Raw genomic sequence first — 23,995 nt, forward strand, 5'->3', positions numbered from 1 at the left:
AAATTCTGTTTTTATCTGCTGCCGCGAATACAAAGAAATAGAGTTATGCTAATTTTTATGAAGATTTAATAATCGGGCAACTAAACTATGGATTTGGCACTTTCACCATCATTAAAGTATTGGCTGAATTTCTTTCACCCAGTAATCATGTGGGTACTATTCGCACTCTCGATTTATGCTGCCTATTTAGGGCTACAAGTTCAGCGGACTAGAAATGCGCAGAATGAAGCGAAAAAAGAACTGATTAAAGGTAGATATAACATTAGACACTACCAAATTGGGTCTATACTCTTGGGTCTGATGGTAGCAGGTGCGGTCGGTGGTATGGCTGTCACCTATATCAATAATGGAAAATTGTTTGTTGGCCCCCACCTGTTAGCTGGTTTGGGGATGACTACTCTGATTGCCTTTTCTGCTGCTCTGTCTCCATATATGCAAAAAGGAGCAAATTGGGCACGTATGACTCATATTTTACTAAATTTCACCCTTTTAGGTCTGTTTGCTTGGCAAGCGGTCACTGGCGTGCAAATTGTGCAAAGAATTCTCACGAATGCATAGTTAATAGTCATTGGTCATTAGTCATTAGTCAAAGGTCAAGAAATTTGAGATTCTTGACTCTTGACTCTTGACTTTTGACTGTATTAGTGGTTTTTCTTAGCAGTGGGACAAAAGGGTATACCTAAAGATTGATGAAAATCTTCTTGGACTTTGCGAGTTAAGCGCCGAGAGACTTGACGGACGATTTGGTTAAGTAAGCGATCGCCTGTAGATTGAATTAAAGACTTCGGTAATCGCTGAATAAACCGGGGAAAGTGAAGTTCAACTGTCAAATCTAATTCCCATTCTACGTGTGTCACCTCGGCTAATTTTTCTACTAATTGTAGTGATGCCCGATAATCTACGTCATAACCAGGTGAACGGTAATCAGGAATGGGGATAGTATGAATCCGGTAGACACCTTCATCGGCGGGTAATAATTCCAAACCAATTTTCGGCTCGACTTCATAACCAAAAGAGCCAAAACGACCGATGATTAAAGCGTAGCCATTTTCTCCCAGCGGTTGCACTTTCATTGGTTCAGCGCAGCGCGAAAACCATAAAGCATGAGTATCCAGATACTCAGCAACCGTTGCTGCTGGCGCAGACATTTCCATATAATCACTGTGGCAAACATGAAATTTGGTAAGCGTTGCTACAGACATTCCTGTTAGTGCGTCCTCAGCTTCTGTGAGGTTAGATGCCACAGGTAAAACTGTTTCTGTTATTTCCAATGATTGATATTCGCCGTTTCTTGAAAGCATAAATGCGTTCCTGCATCTTTGGGCGTTGGTCTATATTAATCGTTCCCAGCTTACGTGGGTCATTTCGCACTTAGATCCCATTTTGACGGAATCCTCATGAATCTGTCATGAACTTCGTAGAATCACTACAATAAAGAACTGAACAATCACATATTAGTTTCTCAGGATAGCGTTTATCATGAAAGCATTTGTAGCAGGGGCAACAGGTGAAACAGGTCGGCGGATTGTACAAGAACTGATAGCACGCAATATTCCCGTCCGTGCCTTAGTCAGGGATACGGAGAAAGCTAAAGGAATTTTGCCTGCTGAGGTAGAGTTGGTAGTGGGAGATGTGTTAAACCCCCAAACCCTGACTGCTGCTTTAGGAGATAGTACAGTCCTACTGTGTGCTACTGGCGCAAAACCTAGCTTTGACCCTACTGGCCCCTATCAGGTAGATTTTGAAGGTACAAAAAATTTAGTAGATGCTGCTAAGTCCAAGGGAATAGAGCATTTTGTTTTGGTGACTTCCTTGTGTACTTCCCAGTTATTCCATCCATTAAATTTGTTTTGGCTAATTTTGGTTTGGAAAAAACAAGCTGAGGAGTACTTGCAAAAAAGCGGTCTAACTTATACGATTGTGCGGCCAGGTGGGTTGAAGAATGAAGATAACTCCAATCCGATAGTGATGCAGGGTGCTGATACGTTGTTTGATGGTAGCATTCCTCGACAGAAAGTTGCCCAGGTTTGTGTGGAGGCTCTATTTGAACCAGCCGCACGGAATAAAATTACCGAGATTATTAGCAAAGCCGATGCTACTTCTAAAAACTTTGGCGAATTATTTGCTAACGTTGCCTGATTAAGCGATTGCTGAATCTTGAGTTAACATGGATGGGTTTAACCTGTATGGACAAAATTCGCGCCTTAACAGAAAGTTAGTTGTCAAGTTAACACAAGACACAGTACTCTTACGGTGAACCTTACCGAAATGATTGTATTGACTATTGTTGTTAGATAAAAAAGTGAATATTAAGGAGTCAAACTCTGAAAGATTTTAAATTTAAGGGCGTAGAAAAACTGATTGGCCCCATAGCTGCGCTTCTTGGCTTTGTTTGCTTATTGCAGTGGTATATAACTGGAGAATTGCGATCGCCTACCGATCCCGTCTTTGAAGCTAAACAGCCACCTTTGGTGATGAAAGGCGGCGATCCTTATATCCGCGCTTTAATGCGAACTATTTCCGCCAGCGAAGCCAACAGTAGCCGTCCCTATTCTCTACTTTATGGTGGTCAACAAGTGCGTGACATCAGTAAACATCCTGAGATATGCGTCACTATTGTGACTGGTCCCAACAAGGGCAATTGCTCAACTGCTGCTGGGAGATATCAAATTATTAACACTACTTGGTATCAAATTGCTCCACGCTATCATCCCAAACCTATGCAAATTATGTTTTGGGCTGTTTATAGTTTTGAAGCCGAGTATCAAGATGTGGTGGTTTACCGTTGGTTGAGTGACTCGAAAGTTTGGGGAATTGATATTACCCAACTGCTGCATCAAGGTAATTTGAAGGATGTTTTGCGGCGTTTATCACCTACTTGGACAAGTCTAGGCTACGGCATAGAAACGAATTCTGTTAGTAGCTCTTTACCCAAAATTTATCAGAAAATGTTGAAAGAGGAATTAACAGCAGCTAATCAATCAATATCACCGAATTCTATTTTAACTCCCAGCCCAATTCCTAGATCTGTGCAAACCACTCCGGGAAATAAAAATACCACAAATCCTCCTCATAGAGGTAGTAGCGGCTCATTAGAACTGAGATTGAATAACCTGTAGTTTCAACTAATTGGGGATTGTTGATTTGGGAGTTGATGAAAAATCTTGATTCTTCAATGTTTGGTGAGAAATCCACTTGATAAAGCCAGGAAATAGTCGGTAAAGAGTTTGGGAAAAATTTGCAGAACCAACAAGAACTTCTGATTTTTTATTCTCAACTGCATCCCATATAGCATTAGCTACATCCTCAGGCTTTTCTACGACAGGATTTTTAATGACATTTTCCAGCTGTTCGCGACGATTAGTTAAGTCTTGCTGATCCTTACCCCGAAAAATAGCCTTATCTAAAAAGCTACTCTTAATCAGATTGGGATAAATTCCACACACATCAATATTTTTTGGCTTTAATTCTGCTTGTAGCGCTTCTGTTAATCCAGTCACAGCAAATTTACTTGTACAGTAAGGAACTAAATAAGCAGTAGGTACTTTACCACCAATAGAACTAACATTAACTATGGTTCCGCTTCCTCGCTCCAGCAAATGAGGCAAAAGAGCATTAATTGTATGAATATAACCCCATATGTTATTCAATTTATTTTGCTTAGGCTACTGATTTTCAGACGATTTATAAAGTAAAAAGTAAAGATTAGGATGCGTTATGGCTGAAGCCTAACGCACCCTACAATAATTTTATTTTTACTTGATAAACAATTTCTTAAACTCTCGATATTTGATTACGAAATCCTAGCAGCGGCTGACGTAGACAAAGATAAGCAAGCGCACCCAGTAAGGGAATCAATGTGACAACCCAAAATACTTGGGTACTATTCCAACCGCGACGCGCCATATCATCACCCAAGACTGTGGGGAATAAAAGGCAGAAAAGACAAAATGCTAAACTCATGCCATGAATAAAGCGATCGCTCTGGAATTGTTGCACAAAATCAGCCCAATCACCAAGGGTAAATCCGTAGGTAAGTATGACAATTGTGCTGAGACTCAATATTATACCAAAAAATCGAGAATCAAGCAGATTTAAGAAAGCATCTTTTTGTCCAGAAAATTCTTGATTCGCTTCCCGTAAAGCTAAATAAGGTATAAGTCCCAGCACGCCTGAACCTACTGATGCTAAAGCAAAAGGCCAAAAAGGAAGCTTTTGCATTCTGCCATCAATAAACAAATTACCGCTGTAAATTAGTAACCAGATGCCTACAAGGGAGAATATGGACAAGATAATGGGATTGATAGCAGCCCATTGCAGAGTCAATATATTCTTTAGTAGCGCCAATGTTTCTTCTAGGTGTAGAGGTGGAGTAAGCAGCACAATATATGCTATGAATCCACCCCACAACAGCCATAAAGCAAGTTTTCTATTCATGATATTTCAATTGCTGATTTTGTTGGGTGCGTTATTTCCAAATGCACCGAAAATCTGAGGTAGTGCGATCGCATTACGCACTACCCATCCTGAAAACTAAATGTTGCTTAATTTGCTGCTGCTTGCTGTTCTGGAGATATTGTATTTGTTCCCTCTTCTGGTAGAGGTGGACGCACACATAAATAGAATAGTGGGCCGAAAAGTGGAATGAAACTAATTAACCAAAAAATTTGAGAATTTTTTCCACCACGACGCGCCATATCATCTGGCAATAATGCGGGAAATAATAGGCTAAGTAGACAAAAATCTAGGCTCATCACATGAATGAAGCGGCTAGTTTGCCATTGTAGGACGAAATCTCCCCAATCTCCGGCTCGCACACCATAAGCAACTAAAATCGCAGCAGTTACGGTAAGTACAATTCCAGTGACGCGAGAATCTAATAGTTTGATGAGGGCGTTCTTTTTCCCCACAAATTGTTGATTTGGGTTCCTGAGGGCTAAGTAAGGTAAAAGAGCAAAAGCACCAACTGCAAAAGAAGCACTCGCAAAAGGCCAAGCGGGTATTTTTTGTCCTCTACCATCAATAAATACCATTGCACTATAAATTACAGGCCAAACACCCATCAGGTTAAATAGTGCAATGATTAAAGGATTAATCCCTTGCCATTGTCCGATGCTGAGGTTCTTAATTAACTCGAATGTGTCAGGGCGATCGGGAGGGGTGAGGAAGAAAGCGTAAGCAATAAATCCCAGCCACAACAACCCAAAGCCAATTTTTCTCACCATGATTTTATGTGATTAACTGAAGGCTTCCGAAAGGTAATCAGCAGCCGCAGCGACAACTGCGATCGCACCTTCATAATCTAGTCTTGTTGGCCCCAAAACTCCTACACTCCCTACGGGGACTGAACCTCGGCGATAGGTAGAAGTAATTAAGGTACAGCTGCGCATTGGTTCTAGGGGATTTTCCGTACCAATCCGGACAGTTACCCTTGGTTTAGTCTGATCTTCAACCTCTGGCTCTTCAAAGATTAATCGCCCCAGTTGGTCTTGTTCTTCTTCCAACAGATGGATAATTGTTTGTACTTGCTGGAGTTGGGAAAATTCTGGCTGACGCAAAACTTCTGCAACTCCGCGCACCATAATGTTTGTCGCCGTTGGCGCTACCTTGCGCCGAGTTAATTCCGCAACGGAATTTTTCAAGAATTCGCCATAGCGTTGGAATTCCTGATTTAATTGACTCCAGTCAAGGTTACCTAATTCCAGTAAACTGCGTCCCCGCAAATGAGTATTCAAGAAGTTAGACACAATTTGCAATTCCCGATCTACCACTTCGGGATCGAGTTTTGTCTCTTCTCGCATCGGTGATAAATCCATCAATCGCGAATGGGTTTCATAATTATCGGTGACGACAATTAACATGATCCGCCCGGTTTCAATTTGCACCAATTGCAAATGTCGTAGCAATGCTGTATTGGTTTGGGGCATGGTAATCAAGCTAATACACCCACTCAAGGTTGCTAAAATTTGCGCTGCGCCTTGTAATAGGGCTTCTAAACTCCAATCTTCCCACTGAAGGCGTTTTTGTAGCGCTAGCTCTACCTCTTTGGCTATACTTTCTGAAGGCGTAATTAGCTGATCGACATAAATGCGATAGCCAGAATCAGAAGGTACTCGTCCAGCAGATGTGTGTGGTTGGTACAGTAAACCAGATTTTTCCAGGACACCCATCACATTGCGAATGGTGGCTGAGCTAACACCTAGATCGTATTCTTCAATTAAAGCTTTTGATCCAACAGGCTCTGCCGTAGCAATATAGTGACGTACTGTTGCCCAAAGTATATGCTGTTGTCGATTTGTCAACTGGACTTGCATAGGGTATTCTTTACTGAAGGCAAAATTTAATGAAAGTTTGCAAGAATTTCTGTTTTTGAAAACAATTGAAAAAATTATTAATATTTAATTAATATATCTAATTGTGCATTACAATAACTAACTATTTAATTATAAATCAGTTAATTAATGTAAAGTTCCATATCTGTATATTCTGATGCTGCGGCTATACTACAGCTTGACTAAAAAAGATGAAGGATCAAAAACCAAGCTCACGGCATGGTTTTTGGGCATTGAGAATGGGACATTGGTAACTCGGATCTGTCTCACGCACGAGGCAAGAGAGACATCGAGAGCATGAGGGTTTTGAGATTTTAATGCCAAAATTTCATCCCTTGTTTCAGCAACACCATTAATCGTATTTTTTCATAAGCATTTATTAAAAAATGTATTTTCCTGTACGGATTTTTTGTCCATTTTCAGATACCCGACTTCTTGAAGAAGTCGGGTATCTGAGGATTGCTATATGCTTGCTGAGAATTATCTATAAATAACTCATGATGACAAAATTCGCCAGTATTGCTACAAGGCGAACAGGTGGATTAGTTGGTAAATGGTAGAGCCAGTACTAAGCCAGTAATATTATAGTTTGAGTTTTTCCCAACTAATACTGAGGAACTGAAGAGTCAACTAAGAGGGAATAAGCATCAATTCCGCCTGATATGTTCTTAACATTTGTAAAACCTTGCGCCATTAACCACTGACACATTTGAGCAGAACGCATACCGTGATGGCAAAGTACCAGGGTTTCAGCATCAGGGTTTAAAAGAGTAGGTACTTGATCGCCCCATTCGGCAAATTCACTCAGAGGGAAGTTGACAAAGCCCTCAATACTGGCGATCGCTAGTTCTTGGGGTTCGCGCACATCTACAAGCTGAATACTAGAATCCTGAGCAGATAGACGTTGTGCCAGTTCTTCAACAGTAATTTGGGTAATTGCGTTTCCTGTCATGAGGTTTTTGTAAACAATCCGATATCATTTATCTTGGCAGAAGATGTTGACACTCGCATCAGCATCCATTCCTAGATAAATTACTAGATATATGCATTATCAAATATTTGGCAGGCAATGCAAATCTTCTGCGCCTTCTTCTCTATGCTTAGAAATTAAAGGCTTTGAAGGCGAGGAGGTTTGGTGAACAGGCAAAATTCATTTTTCGGTTTCTTAATCGCTGGTGCGATCGCACTACTAGCGATCATCATTGCTGGCTTTTACTGGTTGTCCCCCAAAAGTCCAGTGAATATCACTACTGCTACTTCCCAGCCCGGAGCTAGCATCTTTGTGTCGAAATTTGCCCCAGTGACAGTATCTTTACTAGTAAATCCAGAGCGATTGCAGGCTTTAGATAAGGAAGGGGAATTATCTAAGCTGAAAACTAATTTATTAACTAAGAGTAATATTAATTACCAAGAAGATATTCAACCTTGGTTAGGTAACGAAATTACCCTCGCAGTAACTAGTTTAGACAGCGATCGCGATCCAGAGAATGGACAGCAGCCAGGGTATTTGCTGGCGCTAGCAACTACAAAACCAGAAAAAAGCCGTGAGTTTGTCGAATTATTATTTTCCAAGCGGGTATTAGCTGGGGCAAACTTAGGCACAGAAGAATATGAAGGCGTGAAGCTACTTTATGATAATCCGCCACCAAAGCAAGATTTTCTGGCTGGTGCAGCTGTAGGGGATAAGTTTGTCTTGTTTGCTAACGATCTCAAAGTTCTCAAAGATGCCATTAATAACGTCCAGGCTCCCGATCTCAATTTAAACAGCTCGGTGCAATATCAAAAAGCTACCCAACAATTACCCAAAGGAACCTTGGCTTCAGCTTTCTTGAATCTCCCCACCTTAGTAAAATGGCAAGGCTTAGAACTGCAAGAACCTACCTATGACAGCGAAGTTATTTCCCTGGTTTTAAAATCTCAAGGTTTAGTAGCAGAAACAAGCTTTTTGAGTTCATTAGAAACTACTTCTTCATCCCCAACGCCTTTACTGTCGCAACCTGTAGGAGCATTGCAATATATTCCCCAATCAGCAGGTTTAGCGATCGCTGGCGCTAACTTGAGCAATTTGGGTGACACAGATTTAGCTAAACTCTGGAAACAAGCAACAGCGACTATATATAGTTCTGGTAAAAGTGCGAATTCCCAAATCGCCAAGCCATTGAGTGAACTGCAAAACCGCTGGGGTATCAACTTACCAGAGGACATTTTCAGCTGGGTAAAAGGAGAATATGCGATCGCCTTATTACCCCAAACCGAACAAAATCCCGAAAGTTGGGTATTTGTTGTCGAAAAAACACCAGATGTAGTAGAAGGTATTTCGCGTTTAGATGCGATCGCTTCCAGCAAAGGACTAAATACTAATTCCCTCAACCTCAACAATCAAAAAATATCCGCTTGGACAGAATTAATCGCTGCTAGCAAAAAACCTGACGATAAAAACCGTCCTGTTTACACCGTCGAGACAAAAGTTCAGGGAGTGCATACAACTTTAGGAAATTACGAAATTTTCGCTTCCGACTTAGAAACAATCGCGGAAATTCTCACAGCTAAAGACAATTCCTTAGTGAAAAATCGTAACTTCCAAGATAGTATCGCCGCGATTCCCCAACCCAACCAAGGTTACGTATATCTTGACTGGACGAAAAGTAAAAATTTAGTAGAGCGTCAACTACCAATTCTCAAACTAGTAGAAGTATTAGGTAAGCCATTTTTCGAGAAATTGCGATCGCTCACCGTCAGTAGTTACGGTAGCGATACAGGATTACTCAAAGGTGGAGTTTTCTTCAAACTACAACCATAGTATTGGGGCTAGGGATTACAGAGTGCGATCGCCGGTGCTTGACTAGCGATGGGCTAAACTCAAAGGCGATCGCATCTAACAACAGTAATCCAATTTGTTTCAATAAAGCAGTGTTTCCATCACGGCAACCATGTTGAATTAGACACTTGGCACAGCCAGTATTGCAATTGCAATCTCGTGCATATGTCTAGCAGCACTAGCAAGTTTTGGCAGATGTTTAAACACAGCTTCAGCCGCACCATTACCAGCATCACTGGTATCACTTATAGCGTATGCAAGCGCGCAAAAAGCGTGACTCAAAGCGATTCGGCTGTCCACTTGGGCGGTGATACGATTAAAAAACTATGGTTATTACGAAGGTTACTATGTCAAAAAACTACAGACCACAACCTGGAATCGCTGGAACCATGCCAGATCGGTATGCCTCACTTGCCGGTCAATCGAACATTTTATTCTGGAACAAGAATTTCAAAGATCTCGTTTCGGAGATAAACCTTCCGGGAGCTACACTCAAGTATAAGGGAAGCTCCTATACGGTAAAAGCCCCCGTTTTCAATGACGTTAGCGATGCGTATTTCCCGACAACCCCTTCCACCCATAAGAAAAACTGGAAACCGATTGTGCGCGGAGAAATAGTTTCTCTTGGCACGCTCACTTACGAGAACAGGTTTGGCTCACCAACATTTCCTGGGAATGATTTCGGCGGCGTGAGCGATGGACGCGGAGCGACTTTCGATCTGCAGATTTCCAATCCGGTGAAGGCAAAGTTGCAAGGAAACTTCACTTACAACATCGTAAATCGTCAGAATGGTCCAGAGACCATATCGTTTGGATTTCCGGGCAGCGCCTTTACCGACCACAACCGATATCAGTTTATCATCAACGGACGGAATCAAAGTGGAACGAACGTTAATCAGGCGGGTTCCATTTATATGGATCTTCTTGGTGCGCGTCGTATCGGAACTAAAGAACCATTGCAGTTCGCTTTCGATGTACCTGACAACACGACTCAGGAGTACGAGCTTTTCGCGCGTGTCTATACGACCGATGAGGCCATTGATCGAGGAACGATGAAGGTCTGGACTGTTCCGGGTCGAACGAGCGGGAGCTGGGTCCTGAAGGTGATTCCAACGAACATTCAGAGCGTGGGGTCCGTTCCAAAGGACGTTGAGGGAGATTATGGAACCTACGCGACGTTCAAGCCCGCCTACAACCTGACTCTCGATCAGGCTGCGAAGTTAAGCGGCTACGATCACTTCAACTGGTATCAAAAGATAATCTATGATGTCGATTCAAGACATTATAAGGGAGTTGCGGTTACCGATCCAATTGCTTCTGCGACATCGTGGTGGGATGACGACCTTCCATATTACTTAAATGAGAAAATAGATCCTGCCTGGAAGCATGGAGAGGAGGCCACAGATAGGCATTACCTTTGGAACACTGACTACAGACCGGTTCGGGGTAGCGTCCCCGACTATTCCATTTGGAGGATCTCGCAAGACGGAAAAACCTTGAAGTTTTCCGATGCACCTCAGAACAAATTGTATGAAGATTCATCTTCTCTGAATCTGAAGGAGATACGTACTTCCGAACCATACCCGATAACCTACAAAATTCCGGACAAATCTATCGCCTTTCAAACCTATTTGGTCGGGGTTCTAGGGAAAAATTCGCGAGAATCCATAGCACATTATCGGTTCGACTGGGGATCAAATCATTACTTGGGTAAGGATATTACCACTCTTTTTAATAAAGAAGGGGGCAATCCTTACGTACTGGGAAAACGGGTACCGATCGATGCAGGATTCTATGCGCCTGATTTCCAGCCCCACAAGGCTAGTCAGGCAAGAGTAGCGAGCGTAGACGCGCTAACGGGAATGACTGCGGAAGCACCTTTGGTTGCACCGACGAGTAGTTCGCCATCAGCCCTGGTGAGTCCAAGACCAGTGGAAAAGTCGGGTCGAGATAGTGGGGTTTTGCAGGATTCGTTTACGAACTATACAACCTCTCTCGGAAACGGGCATGTGTCGCATCCTTCTGAGATGATGCAGTCGGTGTTTCCTGCACCATTACCCGGACTGTTTGAGGATGCTTCAGGAATTGGTAATCCTTATTTCTCTAGTTAGTTCTCTTGCAAGGTTTTAGGTATCCCCTCAATACTTCGGGGTAGGGAGTTATTCTGGCATCCACGACCCACCAAATGCATTAACTGTGCCCAAGCTCGTATCATAATTTTTGCAGAAATTGACTAAATTTAAGAGGCTGAGGCTTTGGATTGAGAGATTAAAATAGAGTTAGCAAAGGTAGGATTTACTTGATTAGGAGACGCTCTAATGACTTTACAAGAAATTATTAATTCTATTGAAAATTTGCCCCCAGAAGAACGGGACTATTTGTTGGAGTTTCTTCGTAAAAAAAAGGAGGAATCTAGAGGAGATAATTTTTGGCAAGGATTACAAAAATTTAGAAGCATAATCCAAAACGAGGGGATTATCTTTACTGATCATGATTTCGCTAACTTACGAGATCGCAGTGTGGGCAGAGAAATTGAGCTATGAGCTTGAAATACCTACTTGATACCAATATTATCTCTGAGCCAGCACGTCCTATCCCTAATGCCAATGTTTTGTACAAACTAGATATTCATAAATCAGAAATTGCAGTTTCAAGTGTTGTTGTTCATGAACTTTTACATGGCTGTTTGAGGTTGCCAGAATCTAAGCGGCGAGAGTCTCTTTGGAATTATATTCATGAATCGGTATTAAATTTACCAGTCCTTGATTACGATTTAAAGGCGGCACAATGGCACGCCAAAGAAAGGGCTAGATTATCCAATATTGGCAAAACTCCTGCTTTTGTAGATGGGCAAATTGCGAGTATTGCTTACTGTAATAATTTAATTTTGGTAACTAATAATGTTTCTGATTTTGAGTTTTTTAATGATTTAAGAGTTGAAAATTGGTTTGTTGATAGCACTTTTGCCAGCTAGACACTCATGTGATAAATCACATAACGCTCGTCATGAAAATCACATTTTTCACTTCTCCCTCATCTCCCTAGCCCCCAGCCCCCACATCTTCAACTTTTTCAGCCTTTAATTGTGGCAGATTTCAATGTGTCACAAATTGGTAAATCTTACGGGTTTTTGATTAGAATATGTATATATAGTTACTTATAAAATTAATTGTTGGAGGACTGCTATGAAATATCGTCGCCTCCTGCTTCAGCCTAAATTTAGCTTGCTTTTAGCTATATTTACCGCCATTATCGCTCAACCTGTAATAGCCGAGCCAGCAAACTTTGGCACACTCAAGCTGTCTCCGGGGTTTGATCCAGCAAAAGGAGTAGTTGAAGGTTACACAGGTGGTTCTTACTCACTATCTGCGATTAGTAACCGCGATCGCGATAAAAAAGCTTGCATTGGCTTTGCCGATCCCAAACCAGATCACATACTGATTTTAGAAAAAGACTTTCCGCGTCTAAAAATACTAGTTAACACTGGCGGTAAGGATACTACATTACTAATCAAAGGCCCAGACGATCAAACAATTCGTTGTGGCGATGATACTGGTAAGAATAAAGACGCTAGCATTGACGATCAAAACTTTAAAAAAGGAACCTATCAAATTTGGGTAGGTACATTTGATTCTGGAGCGAAGCACAATTACACCTTGACAGTGCAGCAGCCGTAATAGAAATGAGGGAAGGGGGACAAGGGGGACACACTTCGGCTTCTCTGCGAGACGCTACGCGAACGCTCAGTGACCGGTAGACAAATGACCAATGACCAATGACTATTGACCATTGACTATTGACCATTGATCAACTTTGTTACGCAGAACACATGGAACGATAATATGGGAAAGTAGCTTTTTTGCTTTCCGAGGGTACTATCTCGTGCTATCTACACTGCGTACCGACTTTCGCATCATCTTTGAACGTGACCCAGCTGCCCGCAACTGGTTAGAAGTGTTATTCTGCTACCCAGGTTTGCAAGCCTTGATATTCCATCGGCTGGCTCACTGGCTGTATGTGATTGGCATTCCTTTTATCCCCCGTCTGATATCTCATATTGCTCGGTTTTTCACAGGAATTGAAATCCACCCAGGCGCAGCAATTGGACAAGGCGTATTTATCGACCACGGTATGGGTGTGGTCATTGGTGAAACTGCGATTATAGGAGACTATGCCCTAATTTATCAAGGTGTCACCCTTGGCGGTACTGGTAAAGAAAGCGGTAAACGCCATCCTACCTTGGGTGAAAATGTTGTAGTAGGTGCTGGCGCAAAAGTATTAGGTAATCTGCAAATAGGAAACAATGTCCGCATTGGTGCAGGATCGGTTGTCCTTAGGGATGTTCCTTCTAATTGCACAGTTGTTGGTATACCTGGTCGCATTATCTATCGTTCTGGAGTCAGAGTTGCACCCCTAGAACACAACAACTTACCAGATTCAGAAGCCGAAGTAATTCGTGCTTTAGTAGACCGGATTGAAGCACTGGAAGAAAAAATACAAAGTCTTCAGCCCAGTTATGTATCTGAGAAAACTCCTGTTTTGGCAGGTAATTTACCTGTAAATGAGGATGAACAAGTCAAAGAAACTACTTGGTGCAACCTCAGAGATAAAGCTATTCAGCAATTTTTAGATGGTGCTGGAATTTAAACAATCTCCCTTTCCTAGCTGCGATCGCATGAAAATCAATGCCCCATCCCCCATACCAGAGGAATTTCCGCTGGGTTCTGACAAATTACTGGTAGCCAAGTCGCATAAGGAAACTCATTCTCTAAGCCTTGCAGTTTAGAGCGTGCCGAGCGTAATGATTGATATAAAGGCTTACCGCTAGAAAATTCGGTCAGAAAGTTCTTTAAAAACTCCTGTGCTACTTTATCGGGTACAGGTTCGCGCATAAAAATCATTTGGGGAATATGCAAATCAGCTAAGTTGACTGCTAGTCCCAAACCGTCGCAGGAGTTAAAAATTGCCAGATGCAAACCCTGCTCAATTGCTTTTGTGAGAGCATTTTTCAGCTCGGCAATAGTTAAACTATCAGTTGAGTTAATCCGAAAATTGCCAATTTCTGCATCAGCCTGAGTTGAACTGTGTCCTGCAAAAAATAATATATCCCACGGTTGCAGCCACAGTTCATCATTTAATACTTGGCGTTGCGGTTCTACTAAAAATGTAATTTTTGCATTGGGTAATTCTTCCAGTAAAAGTCTGTCTTTTTGAAGATTAATTCCAGCGCTATCTCCTAATATTGCTAAAATTTTTACCTGGGATTTAGCAGATTTAATTTTTTCGCGTTTTTCATAAGCAGTAGATGAAATAGCAATCTCAGCTTTAGGATAGCGTTCAAAAAAATTCCACAGATGTAAGGGTATTCGCCTGAGTTGGCTATCTTCTGTTTGCAGCAAAACCCGAATCGAGTCTGATGGATTTAATTTTTCTAGTAATTGCTCTTTAAGAGGGCGAAATAATTCCGAATCTAACCATAAATTTACCTGTTTTTTTAAACTAGTTGCCGCAGTATCGCATTCATTGAATAACTCACGCCTGCTAATATTAGTAACTTGTGTTTCGCTAATCTTAATGCGCAAACTTCCCTGTAAGCTTTGGCGATATGCAGCTTGCCATTGATTGTATGTTAAAGCTAATTCTGAAGCTGGAGGCAATTTACCGTTAGATTCAAAATATGGATGTTCGCCTTCTAAACCGATTTGTAGTGTAACTGAAAATCCTGTATTTAAGTTACCTTGAGTTAATTTTAAAACTACTAGTTTAGTATCTACCGTTTTTTTAGCAGTAGGAGCTATCATTTGCATCAATTCTTTTAAATCTGCTTGATGCTGGCGATAAAGTACAATTTGTTCGTCTTTACTTTTGAGTTCGGCTTGATATTTAGCTTCTAAAGATTTCAGAGCAAATTCATAATTGTGAGTAAGTTCAGCGTGGATTTTGGCTTTATCGACATCAGCCGCTACCTCGACGCGAACAACAACAACGTTATCGCCCTTATTTTCGATACTTTTAAGTGCTAATAGACTATCTTCATTTTCTAAATGTACTTTGGTCAAAGCCGTAGATAAAGCTTGTAAATTCAAACCATTACGAAAAATTAAATCAACAGTATTTATCGCCACTTGAAATAACTTGGTAAATTCTCCAGCAGCAAATATTCCACTACTAGGGCGGCGTTCTTGTTGATGATTTAAGAGATAAACATAGTCACAAATCACACCTGTTAATTCAGTTGTGCTATCAATATTCCACGATTCTAAACAAGCTGCTGTTAACTTGGCTTGATGAAAATTTGTTCCTATTGCTTGAGCTTTCGTGAGATTAGCATATTCTAAATTTGCGCGGGTAAATATAGCCTCACTGATATCTGCTTCACTTAAATCCGCATAACTCATATCTGCGTCTGCGAGATTTGCACCCTTAAAATTACAACCCACAAAAGATTTTTTTGCACACCTTTTAGTAACAAGTAAATTTCGGACTTTTAGATTATCTAAAATTGTATTCTCAAACATAGCATAGTCAAGTTGTTTAGCATAGTGAAAGTTGCTATGAATCAAATTTACATCTCTAATATCTATATTTTTGAGAGTAGCGTTGCTAAAATTAGCTGATCTGATGTCGGCATTTCTAAAAGAGGTTCCACGAATGCAAATTAATGCAACAGCTATTTTCCTAATCAAATTGTATTTTTCATTGAAAGTTATAGCCTGCCAACCAACGTAACCATTAAGCAACATTATGAGAATAGTGACGCTGATAGCACCTATAAAACTTTCAACAAAAGCACTAAAAATATCTCCATGAAAAAACCCCATAAAAACAGCCATTCTCGCAACAACAAGAGCGCCAGGAATAACTCCAATTACGCTCAAGGTAACTACTGTAGCCACAAAATAAATAGCAATTATTCCGGCAATAGTACAAGCTATAACTCCAGAGAGAAAAGCAACTGTAATGGCAACTAAAAAAGAGCCAGTAATAAAGGGAATTACTACTGCTTGAGGAAATGTTCCAGCAAATATTCCACAAAAAGCTCCTGCAATGGCGCTAATAATGACGACTGTTCCTAAAGCTTCTCTTATACCTTGAAAAATAGTAATAGCAAAAAAAGCTGTAAGTGCAGCAAAAGATGCTAAAAAAATGCAAATATTGATACTATAAGCAGTTTTAAAAACAAAAGTTATTAAATAAGTACCTGAAAATCCTGAAAAAATTCCTGATAATACTGATAGCAAAAACGATACTATGAGGAGAAAAGTTGCCCAATCATGTTTAATACCAGCTTTGGCATTTTGAAAATTAGCATTTCTCAAAATAGCATTATTAAAATTTGCACCGCGAATGTCAGAGTTACTGAAGTTTGCACCTGTAAGGTTTTGACCTCTAAAGTCACGACCTTGAAGATTTTTGCCGGCAAAGTTAAGAACCGTGGCTAGTGCCATAAAACTTAAAGATAGCTTTGATAATCAAAAACAATTTTTTTATTTTCCCATAACCTGCATACTTCCAGATTAAGATCCTCGATTTCTTCAAGAAGTCGAGGATCTGGTTGAGCACAAATGATTTAGCATAAATATAGTTTTATTAAATAACAAAATATTCAGTAACACTTGTTTCTCCCAAAGCTACCCGCACACTAAATTTTTCTCTCGGTTGACAGCTAAATTTAAGTTGGATGTAAATATCTGCCCGTCTAGCAATAACTTCGTGCAATATTTCTCCAGAATCATCTAGCAAAATCAGTTTTAAATCAGGTGGTAAATAATCATCATTACCTGTGGGGTAAACTTGCAAAAGTACACTAATATCACCATCCAATTTTTGTAATAAAGCCACAGCTAAAGCTACGGTTTTACCCGCAATTTGCATTCCTAAGTCAATCAGTTTAACTCTCTTAACTCCAGTGGCTGGGTTTTCTGGATCAATTTTTCGCAAACTTTCTACAGCTGTCCACAGAGTTTCATCATCTGAAGTACTTCGTAACAAACATAGCAAGGCTTGAATTGCATCGGAATTACCAACAGCAATTTCTCCTAAACGTTTAGCCGCACGTTGACGTAGGCTTTCATCATTTTTAACAGATAATTGATTGATGATTGCTGCTATTTCATCAGAGTTGGCGGAAGTATTTTCCGAGTCTGTATGACTGCGCGTAGCAATGGCGAAGTTTGGTACTGTGGAAACAACCTCCCATTCTGGCTCACAAATATTTTGCAGCCAATGACTGAGAACATTTTGAGTTTTACGCAAAGATGCAGATATGACTTGTAAAAATTGGTTTTTACTCGATTCTATTTCTGATATTTCCTGCTCTATTTGTAACTGTTCATTAATAATTTGATTGGTGATTTCCAGACTTTTAATGTAAGTATGATAAGCTGCCAACGGTATTGTTAAAACATCACTCCAAGCTTGCTCTTGCTTGTGAAAAAGAGCAATTTCAGGTGTTTCTAAGGCTTTTTTATTTCCGGGTTTTAAACCTAAGCACTCAATCGTAGAAATTTTTGGTTGTTGATTTACTAATCCGTGAGCATAATCTCCTATCGTCAGCAATACATCATAAATTTCATGTGAAACTCGTTTAGCAACTGGCTGTAATAAATTACAAGCAAGCATTAGCTGTACATTCCAAGTTTCAGCTAGTAAATCTTGTGCTAAACCAGAAATATTTGCCGGAATAAGTAAATCGACATCTGAAATAAAGCTGATTTCTACAGACAGTACCATCACAGAAACAATATTCCATTCTGTTTCTGTTTCATTATCTAACTCTGGTTCCGTCACAATCATTACATAGCGGGGTGGAGTACTACCCTGTAAAAAACTTTGAGCTTCACTTGAATATAAGTTATTTTCTTGATTTGGAGAAAATTTTATCGGAGATAATACCTGGCGGCTTAATTCCCAGATTTCTCCTGGTTGTGGTATCGCTGGGTAAGGTTTTCGCATAGTAGCATTGGATTTGTCACATTTTGTAAGCATAGGTTGGTATTTCTTCAGGTTCGGGATATGGCTAATAGTGTTAACAAATCAGTGCATTATTCTATGCTCAGGAAAAATAAACTTATTAAATACTTAACAAAAGCAAATTTTAATAAAGTTACCACTTAGTTTTTGAACGTCTGTGAGTATATTTGCTCTGAATATTTTGTTGTTCGCGTTTCACAGCTTCAGGTTGCAGTAGTCCTAATTCTATAGCGATCCGTCCGACTAATTCCTTCCAACGCTTGGAAACTTCTCCTTGACTAATTCCCAACACAGAGGCTTGTTGGGTTTGGGTTTTATTTGTGACTATGAGTTCCCAGAGTTTGAGATAACCGCGTTTGGGATAACGCCCATCTAAATTAATAATTGCTTGTTTTGCCTGGATAATTAAATCTACACGCGCGATCGCTTCCAAGAGGTTGAACTCATCAGCAATCGTCTCTATCAAAGAAATATCTGTACCCACAATGGTTGCATCTAAACTTTGGTGACTTCGTAAACTTTCTTTTTTGACAAAATTCAGAATCTCATATCGTGCTACAACTGTAGCCCAACGCTGAAATTCTGCGATTCCTCCCTGGTGAAACTTTTCTGCTTTCACCACTTCATAGACTTTCATTATGGCAGTTTGTGCTGCATCTTCCCAAGATATAGAGCTTCCTCTAGTGTATTTTCGGGCAATCTTAGCGATTAGTTCTTGATGTGCTGCATCGATTATCAGATGTGTAACAGACTCTGCTGCTATTTTGGACTGCATAAGCATATTAGCTCAACTTATATAAAAGGGAGCAGATCAAAGAGGATTGCGATCGCAGATTAGTGAGGTTGACTAATTTATAGTATATATGTTACCGATTATTTCAGTAATTTCACTACCTCCGAATATTTTCACACAGATATCTTTGACAGCCAGCTTTTATGCACCCACACTGGCTAGATAATTAATTCCACCTCCACATTTCACCTTGGCTGACAGGGTGAGAAAACACTTACCAGAATTACCACAAAAAATTTTTAGGAAATTTCGGAATAATCTGTTTTTCTCACTTGTTATTGAAAGTGAGGACAAAAGAAAGCGCCTCTGGTAATTGCAAATAATTAAATGTGAGGAAATATTAATGAATAAGCATCTAAAAATTAAAAGTGTAATTCTTGGTTTAATTATAGCTGCAACAGCTACTCCTATCTCTTTTCCTATTTCCACCTATGCCGAACCATCTGCTAGTTGTGCTAACTATATCCGGGGGATGTTTGAGGAATTTCCTCGTGACAAATGGTTCGGTGTTAAAGGTACAGGAATTACGGCGCGTGGTCAGGGTGGTTTTTCCAGGGTAAGCGCATCTAATTTAGTATAAATAAAACTTGACAAATCAAAGAAGATAGTGGGTGAAACTGTGTAAAAACAGATTATCGACAAGAAAGCCGATTATGTTCTGGCACTTAAAGCCAACCATCCTACACTCTATTCTCAAGTCAAAGAATGGTTTGAAAAAGCCCAAGCACAGCAATTTTCAGGGATTAATGTTAGTTCTGACAAACGGATTGAAAAAGCACATCATCGCACGGAAATTCGTGAAGTTTGGACTGTACCCGAAATCAGATGGAGAAAATTACTTGCGATATCAGGGTGGTGTTGCAGTGCGATCGCATTTTTTACAGTTGTACGGTAGTTCCCAATTTACAAAATCTAACAGGAGAAATCGAATGGCTAGTGATATCAAACTTCTTGATGGAGACCAAGTTCTTGTTGAAGGGGGTGATTTAGTTGTTGACCGAGTACAACCCGCAGGACAACAGCCTTCTTCTGTAGCTTTAAATCTTAGGAACCCGACTGGTTTTTGGCATATTTCAGGACCCCGCACCTATGAAACTGGAAACCCCCTCTGTATTTTTTGGAATGATAACAGCCAGTGGTCTGGTGCGTATTTAACCATTAATACAGCAGGGAATGTTGGGATTGGAGTGTCAAATCCTGGATATAAATTGGATGTTGCTGATCGAATGCGGGTAAGACAGGCATACAATACAGCAGGTATTTGGTTTTATCAAACTAAACCTGCTAAAGACCAAGCCTTTGTCGGGATGAGTAGTGATACTCAAGTCGGTTTCTGGGGTAATACTGGTGCTGGCTGGGGCTTTGTGATGGACACCACGACAGGGAATGTGAGTTTTGGTGCGAAAACCCGCCAAATGATTAACCTGTGGAACAGTGACTATGGGATTGGCGTACAAACAGGGACTCAGTATTTCAGGAGCGCATCAGATTTCTGTTGGTTCAAAGGGGGGACTCATCATGATGCCCAAAATAATCCAGGTAAAGGGACACGGTTAATGGCTGTGAATGGGTGGGGGGATTTGATTTTGTCTGCCCGTACCAATCCAGAAGCTAGCACCAACAAACCCCTGTGTCGAGCGCTAGTTGATTTGGGCAACAAGCTCTCGATTAACCACGAGAACGATTTTGTCAATGGGGTAAATATCTTCAATGCTCGATTTGTTACCTCTCGGAATTACATAACCAATACTGCCACCCTCTCGCTTGAAGAAGCAACCTTAGCGCTACAAAGACTCAGCCCTGTTAAGTTTAACTATGGTAACGATCCCGAAAAAGATTTGCACGTTGGCTTTATTGCAGAAGATGTGCCAGATTTAGTTGCAACCCGCGATCGCACAACAATTGGAGCCTTAGATATTGTTGCTGTTCTCACTAAAGTGGTACAGGAGCAACATCAGCAGATTGCACAACTGGTAACTGAGGTAAACGCTTTGAAGCAGGCACAGAAACTGCCTAAGTAAGTAGGCACAAATAAAACTAACTATGTAACAAAATGTAAAAAGGTCAAAACCCTTGTGATTGCTTCACTTCGCTGCGCTCCGTTGGCAATGACATAGTTATAAATTTTTGCGCCCACCTACTTATCTTTATTAGGAGAGAAAAGAGATGTTGTACAAAAGTGAAAACAATCCAATATATTTGAAATGGAAAGCAGTAGGTGGTCAAAATGTTCTTGGAGATGAGATTCAACAACCGAGGCACATTTTAAATGGAAGCTCTACCTATGAAGTATTTTTAAATGGAGCAATTTTTAATTCACCTGTATTTGGCACAGCAATGCTTTCTATATCCACTTTTGGCGCTTGGTGGTCTCTAAAAAGTGATTTACAAGAGTATATAGGAAACTTAATAGGAGACTCATTAAAGACTGCAAGTGGCGCTCAAGCTGCCTATTTTGAAAGGGGAATGATTGTTGTTAACCCTAGCGGTCAGGCTTTTGAAGTACATGGCTTTATCTATGCTCACTACCGCCAATATAATGATGTTAATGGACAGTTGGGGCTACCTGTGAGCAATGAGGAGGATGCTCCCAACGGTGGACGAGTATCTCGATTTGAGAATGGTGACATTTACTGGCATTCTGCTACAGGAGCCTACACTGTTTATGGAGCTATTCGCGAACATTGGTTAAGTTTAGGAGGTGCAGGTGGTTTTCTTGGCTATCCACTGACTGATGAGCAACCTGTGATAAAAGATGGAGCAGAAATTGGGCGTTCCAATCGATTCGAGGGTGGTGTGATTTTCTGGAAACCCGATCGGGGTGCATGGGAAGTGCATGGAAATATTCTCCAAGCATGGGAAAAAATCCACGGTGGTGCAACTGGACATTTGGGTTTTCCAGTGTCAGATCAAACAAGTACCCCTACATCTGGAGGAAGCTACAGCAACTTTGAGCATGGTGTAATTGTTTGGCATCCTAGTGGCCCTTACGCTGGAAGTCCTAAAGAGTTTGGTACTCGTGCATTCAAGTCAATGGAGCTTTATGTTCAGCGACTTTGGGGAACAGGTGGCGATGAAGTCACAGATGATTCTAGTCTAGAGATTTATATCTGGCATCATATTGAGGTGCAAAATCGTCTGGAAACACCCAGTAACGCAACGCTATCCGATGGACGGGTACCCAGTAGCGGGTATTGGGATCGATCGGAAGTAACACTTGGGTGGCCGCCGTTTCCAGTGACGGATTGTGTACAGGGCGAACTCAAGCTGATTGTAATGTTTGAAGGCTGGGATCGTGATTTTGACTCCGATGACGATCGTTTAGGAACAATCAACCACGGGGATAATAGGTCTCCCTACAACAAACACCTGCAACCAGTCTATTCCGTTGACAACCTATGGGGCTATCTAGCTTCCACGCTTCACGAGCAGGATGCTTTCCATATGGATTACACGATTCGCGAGAAGTCACAGCCTTACGATGCTAACAAGGCATTTCGAGAGCAGTGGTTTTGGAAATTTCATAACTTTAGTAATGAAAAACTCGATCGAGAGACTTATGCAGCCACCTTTAGTGATGTGGATAGTCAGGGAATCCAGTGGATTAATCCACTAAGTTACCTTGATGAAGGCTGGGAATCATTATATTACCATGCGGTTTTCAAAGGCATCGCTAAAGGCGGTAATTGCTTTGGAATGTCCTTAGAAGCTATTTATGCAATGGTTCAGCGTTCTCTCTTCAATGAACCAATTTATCGGTTTGGTCATCCTGATTCCACCAGCAATAAACCAGATCCAAACACTGATAGTGCCATCATACGAGAAATTAACATTAAGCAAGCCTATCAACTCGGCATTTGTAGTATTAACTGGTTTCTCAAACAGTTTTTTAATGGGATGACCCATAATCCTAGAGAGGTTTTCATACAAAGCCGTGCCGCTCATCAACGCGGTGATTATCCTGTTTTATCACTAAGTCAATTCTGGGGTGGTTCTGCTCACACTGTTTTGCCAATTCATTGGGATGATACATCTGAACCTTGGGAGATTTGGCTTGCCGATCCTAACCATCAATGGAATGGAAGCAAGGATAGCGATAATCGTCGCAAGATTCTCATTTACAATGACAACCATTTTGAATACGACAACAAGTACAATGGCGGTGAGTGGTTGGGGGCTAGGCTATTCTACACTCCTTACTCAGTTCTAAGTGAGGAGCCTCATACTCCCAAATGGGAAACACTAGCATTACTTCTGGGGGGAGTCGTTATTCTAGCAGCAGAGGATGGACAGACTGTCCAAATAACCGACGATGCAGGTCGAACTTTTTATGAACCCAACCTCAATGGAGTACCAACTCAGTGGGAGCAAATTCGTCGTGACCCAACTCAACGCATTCCTGGCTTGGCGCGTCTTCCCCTAATGGGTGAGAATGGACAAAATACTTCATTTCCTGAACTTTATTACCTTCAAGGAGATACTCAAACACTCCACTGCAAAGTTAGTGCGAAAAAAACCAATACAACTTACCATTGGGCAACACAATCACCTACGTTATCCGCAACTGTAAAAATAGAACCCGCAATTTTCAAAATAGGAGAAAAGCCATCTAATTTGACAGATACTATTTCTCTTGAGCGAAGAGGGGGAGATTTATCACTAGCAATTGTACCAAACAATGTTGCCAAGAAATTTAGACTGCAAATGCAGAGCAGGGCTGGAATCAACTCTACTCAGCAAAAGCCATTTATAGTTGACAATCTTTCTTTATCTCCCGGTCACAAACTGCGTCTACATTTAAAAGATGCTGGACAAACTTTGCACATAGAGAACTTTGGCTCAAAGCTCACATTCCAGGTATCTGGGAATGGTTCAAGTATGCAAAACGTTGCGATCGAGGCAAATGAATCTGTTCGCATTCAACCATCACCGTGGAAAGTTGAGCGTTTAGTTCCCAGCCTTAGAAGGTTTTTAGAGACTAAAGGATTTAATCCCAGTGTGGGGATTCGGAGTGCCTATCCTTCAGATATGAGTCTTAGAAGTTTAGTCGATGAATAGCAAAATTCATCTCTACTTGCC

Annotated in this window: 20 protein-coding genes and 2 pseudogenes; 12 read left to right on the plus strand and 10 right to left on the minus strand. The window is 40.9% G+C overall.

Translation table 11 applies throughout. The features are described from left to right. Nucleotides 1-87 precede the first annotated feature (87 nt). Entirely contained in the window at nt 88-558 is a 471-nt protein-coding gene (locus AACU32_RS34800; RefSeq protein WP_096606771.1) for a DUF4079 domain-containing protein, read from the plus strand. Nucleotides 559-641: 83 nt separating this feature from the next. Here AACU32_RS34800 and AACU32_RS34805 read toward each other — a convergent pair whose 3' ends face one another. Next, nucleotides 642-1,301 (minus strand): DUF1997 domain-containing protein, encoded by a 660-nt coding sequence (locus tag AACU32_RS34805; RefSeq protein WP_096606773.1) that lies wholly within the window; start codon nt 1,299-1,301, stop codon nt 642-644. A 178-nt stretch (nt 1,302-1,479) separates the two neighbouring features. Here AACU32_RS34805 and AACU32_RS34810 point away from each other — a divergent pair, with 178 nt between their 5' ends. Continuing rightward, a complete protein-coding gene (locus tag AACU32_RS34810) occupies nt 1,480-2,139 on the plus strand; it encodes an SDR family oxidoreductase (protein WP_096606775.1) in 660 nt (219 codons plus the stop codon). 221 nt (nt 2,140-2,360) lie between these two features. Beyond that, nucleotides 2,361-2,975, plus strand: a pseudogene (locus tag AACU32_RS34815) (glycoside hydrolase family 24 protein); the annotation flags it as partial. Between the two features lie 150 nt (nt 2,976-3,125). On the opposite strand, the pseudogene AACU32_RS34820 reads toward AACU32_RS34815, so the two are convergent. From AACU32_RS34820 to AACU32_RS34840, 5 genes and pseudogenes are all read right to left on the minus strand, one after another. Next, nucleotides 3,126-3,644: pseudogene (locus tag AACU32_RS34820) on the minus strand (SDR family NAD(P)-dependent oxidoreductase); the annotation flags it as partial. Between the two features lie 130 nt (nt 3,645-3,774). Continuing rightward, a complete protein-coding gene (locus AACU32_RS34825) occupies nt 3,775-4,437 on the minus strand; it encodes a hypothetical protein (RefSeq protein WP_096606779.1) in 663 nt (220 codons plus the stop codon). A 107-nt stretch (nt 4,438-4,544) separates the two neighbouring features. Continuing rightward, entirely contained in the window at nt 4,545-5,225 is a 681-nt protein-coding gene (locus AACU32_RS34830) for a DUF2834 domain-containing protein (protein WP_096606781.1), read from the minus strand. Between the two features lie 12 nt (nt 5,226-5,237). Then, nucleotides 5,238-6,314, minus strand: coding sequence for a heat-inducible transcriptional repressor HrcA (gene hrcA, locus AACU32_RS34835; protein ID WP_096606783.1), 1,077 nt, complete (start codon nt 6,312-6,314; stop codon nt 5,238-5,240). Nucleotides 6,315-6,936: 622 nt separating this feature from the next. After that, a complete protein-coding gene (locus tag AACU32_RS34840; RefSeq protein ID WP_096606785.1) occupies nt 6,937-7,284 on the minus strand; it encodes a rhodanese-like domain-containing protein in 348 nt (115 codons plus the stop codon). A gap of 183 nt (nt 7,285-7,467) precedes the next feature. On the opposite strand from AACU32_RS34840, the gene AACU32_RS34845 reads away from it, so the two are divergent. Then, the gene (locus AACU32_RS34845) at nt 7,468-9,132 is read left to right on the plus strand and encodes a DUF3352 domain-containing protein (RefSeq protein ID WP_096606787.1); all 1,665 of its coding nucleotides are present in this window, start codon (nt 7,468-7,470) and stop codon (nt 9,130-9,132) included. 138 nt (nt 9,133-9,270) lie between these two features. On the opposite strand, the gene AACU32_RS34850 is transcribed toward AACU32_RS34845, so the two are convergent. Further along, entirely contained in the window at nt 9,271-9,450 is a 180-nt protein-coding gene (locus AACU32_RS34850) for a hypothetical protein (protein ID WP_339378538.1), read from the minus strand. 26 nt (nt 9,451-9,476) lie between these two features. On the opposite strand from AACU32_RS34850, the gene AACU32_RS34855 reads away from it, so the two are divergent. The 5 genes from AACU32_RS34855 to cysE all read left to right on the plus strand — a co-directional run bounded on the left by AACU32_RS34855 (nt 9,477) and on the right by cysE (nt 13,797). Beyond that, nucleotides 9,477-11,261 (plus strand): hypothetical protein, encoded by a 1,785-nt coding sequence (locus AACU32_RS34855; protein WP_096606789.1) that lies wholly within the window; start codon nt 9,477-9,479, stop codon nt 11,259-11,261. 207 nt (nt 11,262-11,468) lie between these two features. Beyond that, nucleotides 11,469-11,693: a hypothetical protein gene (locus AACU32_RS34860; protein ID WP_096606791.1), complete on the plus strand. Its 225-nt coding sequence runs from the start codon at nt 11,469-11,471 to the stop codon at nt 11,691-11,693. Beyond that, nucleotides 11,690-12,124, plus strand: a complete 435-nt coding sequence (locus tag AACU32_RS34865; protein WP_096606793.1) for a type II toxin-antitoxin system VapC family toxin — start codon at nt 11,690-11,692, stop codon at nt 12,122-12,124. The genes AACU32_RS34860 and AACU32_RS34865 overlap by 4 nt, the downstream gene beginning before the upstream one ends. A gap of 211 nt (nt 12,125-12,335) precedes the next feature. After that, a complete protein-coding gene (locus AACU32_RS34870) occupies nt 12,336-12,827 on the plus strand; it encodes a hypothetical protein (protein WP_096606795.1) in 492 nt (163 codons plus the stop codon). A gap of 205 nt (nt 12,828-13,032) precedes the next feature. Then, nucleotides 13,033-13,797 (plus strand): serine O-acetyltransferase, encoded by a 765-nt coding sequence (cysE, locus tag AACU32_RS34875; RefSeq protein WP_096606797.1) that lies wholly within the window; start codon nt 13,033-13,035, stop codon nt 13,795-13,797. A 35-nt stretch (nt 13,798-13,832) separates the two neighbouring features. Here cysE and AACU32_RS34880 read toward each other — a convergent pair whose 3' ends face one another. The 3 genes from AACU32_RS34880 to AACU32_RS34890 all read right to left on the minus strand — a co-directional run bounded on the left by AACU32_RS34880 (nt 13,833) and on the right by AACU32_RS34890 (nt 18,898). Beyond that, complete coding sequence (locus AACU32_RS34880) at nt 13,833-16,598, minus strand: pentapeptide repeat-containing protein (protein WP_096606799.1); 2,766 nt, start codon at nt 16,596-16,598, stop codon at nt 13,833-13,835. 142 nt (nt 16,599-16,740) lie between these two features. After that, nucleotides 16,741-18,105: a DUF1822 family protein gene (locus tag AACU32_RS34885; protein WP_339378539.1), complete on the minus strand. Its 1,365-nt coding sequence runs from the start codon at nt 18,103-18,105 to the stop codon at nt 16,741-16,743. 151 nt (nt 18,106-18,256) lie between these two features. Next, entirely contained in the window at nt 18,257-18,898 is a 642-nt protein-coding gene (locus tag AACU32_RS34890; RefSeq protein WP_339378540.1) for a sigma-70 family RNA polymerase sigma factor, read from the minus strand. Between the two features lie 361 nt (nt 18,899-19,259). On the opposite strand from AACU32_RS34890, the gene AACU32_RS34895 reads away from it, so the two are divergent. From AACU32_RS34895 to AACU32_RS34905, 3 genes are all read left to right on the plus strand, one after another. Further along, on the plus strand, nt 19,260-19,496 hold the full coding sequence (locus tag AACU32_RS34895) for a hypothetical protein (RefSeq protein WP_096606805.1): 237 nt from the start codon (nt 19,260-19,262) through the stop codon (nt 19,494-19,496). Between the two features lie 73 nt (nt 19,497-19,569). Then, on the plus strand, nt 19,570-20,937 hold the full coding sequence (locus AACU32_RS34900; RefSeq protein WP_339378541.1) for a tail fiber domain-containing protein: 1,368 nt from the start codon (nt 19,570-19,572) through the stop codon (nt 20,935-20,937). A gap of 145 nt (nt 20,938-21,082) precedes the next feature. Continuing rightward, nucleotides 21,083-23,974: an LGFP repeat-containing protein gene (locus AACU32_RS34905; protein WP_096606809.1), complete on the plus strand. Its 2,892-nt coding sequence runs from the start codon at nt 21,083-21,085 to the stop codon at nt 23,972-23,974. Nucleotides 23,975-23,995 lie beyond the last annotated feature (21 nt).

Source organism: Calothrix sp. NIES-2100 (assembly GCF_963875285.1).
Lineage (GTDB): Bacteria > Cyanobacteriota > Cyanobacteriia > Cyanobacteriales > Nostocaceae > Aulosira.

Excerpts from the sequence above, each read along its gene's own strand:
- AACU32_RS34800 (WP_096606771.1), top strand. The coding sequence starts at position 88 with ATGGATTTGGCACTTTCACCATCATTAAAGTATTGGCTGAATTTCTTT.
- AACU32_RS34805 (WP_096606773.1), bottom strand. The coding sequence starts at position 1,301 with ATGCTTTCAAGAAACGGCGAATATCAATCATTGGAAATAACAGAAACA.
- AACU32_RS34810 (WP_096606775.1), top strand. The coding sequence starts at position 1,480 with ATGAAAGCATTTGTAGCAGGGGCAACAGGTGAAACAGGTCGGCGGATT.
- AACU32_RS34825 (WP_096606779.1), bottom strand. The coding sequence starts at position 4,437 with ATGAATAGAAAACTTGCTTTATGGCTGTTGTGGGGTGGATTCATAGCA.
- AACU32_RS34830 (WP_096606781.1), bottom strand. The coding sequence starts at position 5,225 with ATGGTGAGAAAAATTGGCTTTGGGTTGTTGTGGCTGGGATTTATTGCT.
- hrcA (WP_096606783.1), bottom strand. The coding sequence starts at position 6,314 with ATGCAAGTCCAGTTGACAAATCGACAACAGCATATACTTTGGGCAACA.
- AACU32_RS34840 (WP_096606785.1), bottom strand. The coding sequence starts at position 7,284 with ATGACAGGAAACGCAATTACCCAAATTACTGTTGAAGAACTGGCACAA.
- AACU32_RS34855 (WP_096606789.1), top strand. The coding sequence starts at position 9,477 with ATGGTTATTACGAAGGTTACTATGTCAAAAAACTACAGACCACAACCT.
- AACU32_RS34860 (WP_096606791.1), top strand. The coding sequence starts at position 11,469 with ATGACTTTACAAGAAATTATTAATTCTATTGAAAATTTGCCCCCAGAA.
- AACU32_RS34865 (WP_096606793.1), top strand. The coding sequence starts at position 11,690 with ATGAGCTTGAAATACCTACTTGATACCAATATTATCTCTGAGCCAGCA.
- AACU32_RS34870 (WP_096606795.1), top strand. The coding sequence starts at position 12,336 with ATGAAATATCGTCGCCTCCTGCTTCAGCCTAAATTTAGCTTGCTTTTA.
- AACU32_RS34880 (WP_096606799.1), bottom strand. The coding sequence starts at position 16,598 with ATGGCACTAGCCACGGTTCTTAACTTTGCCGGCAAAAATCTTCAAGGT.
- AACU32_RS34885 (WP_339378539.1), bottom strand. The coding sequence starts at position 18,105 with ATGCGAAAACCTTACCCAGCGATACCACAACCAGGAGAAATCTGGGAA.
- AACU32_RS34890 (WP_339378540.1), bottom strand. The coding sequence starts at position 18,898 with ATGCAGTCCAAAATAGCAGCAGAGTCTGTTACACATCTGATAATCGAT.
- AACU32_RS34895 (WP_096606805.1), top strand. The coding sequence starts at position 19,260 with ATGAATAAGCATCTAAAAATTAAAAGTGTAATTCTTGGTTTAATTATA.
- AACU32_RS34900 (WP_339378541.1), top strand. The coding sequence starts at position 19,570 with ATGTTCTGGCACTTAAAGCCAACCATCCTACACTCTATTCTCAAGTCA.
- AACU32_RS34905 (WP_096606809.1), top strand. The coding sequence starts at position 21,083 with ATGTTGTACAAAAGTGAAAACAATCCAATATATTTGAAATGGAAAGCA.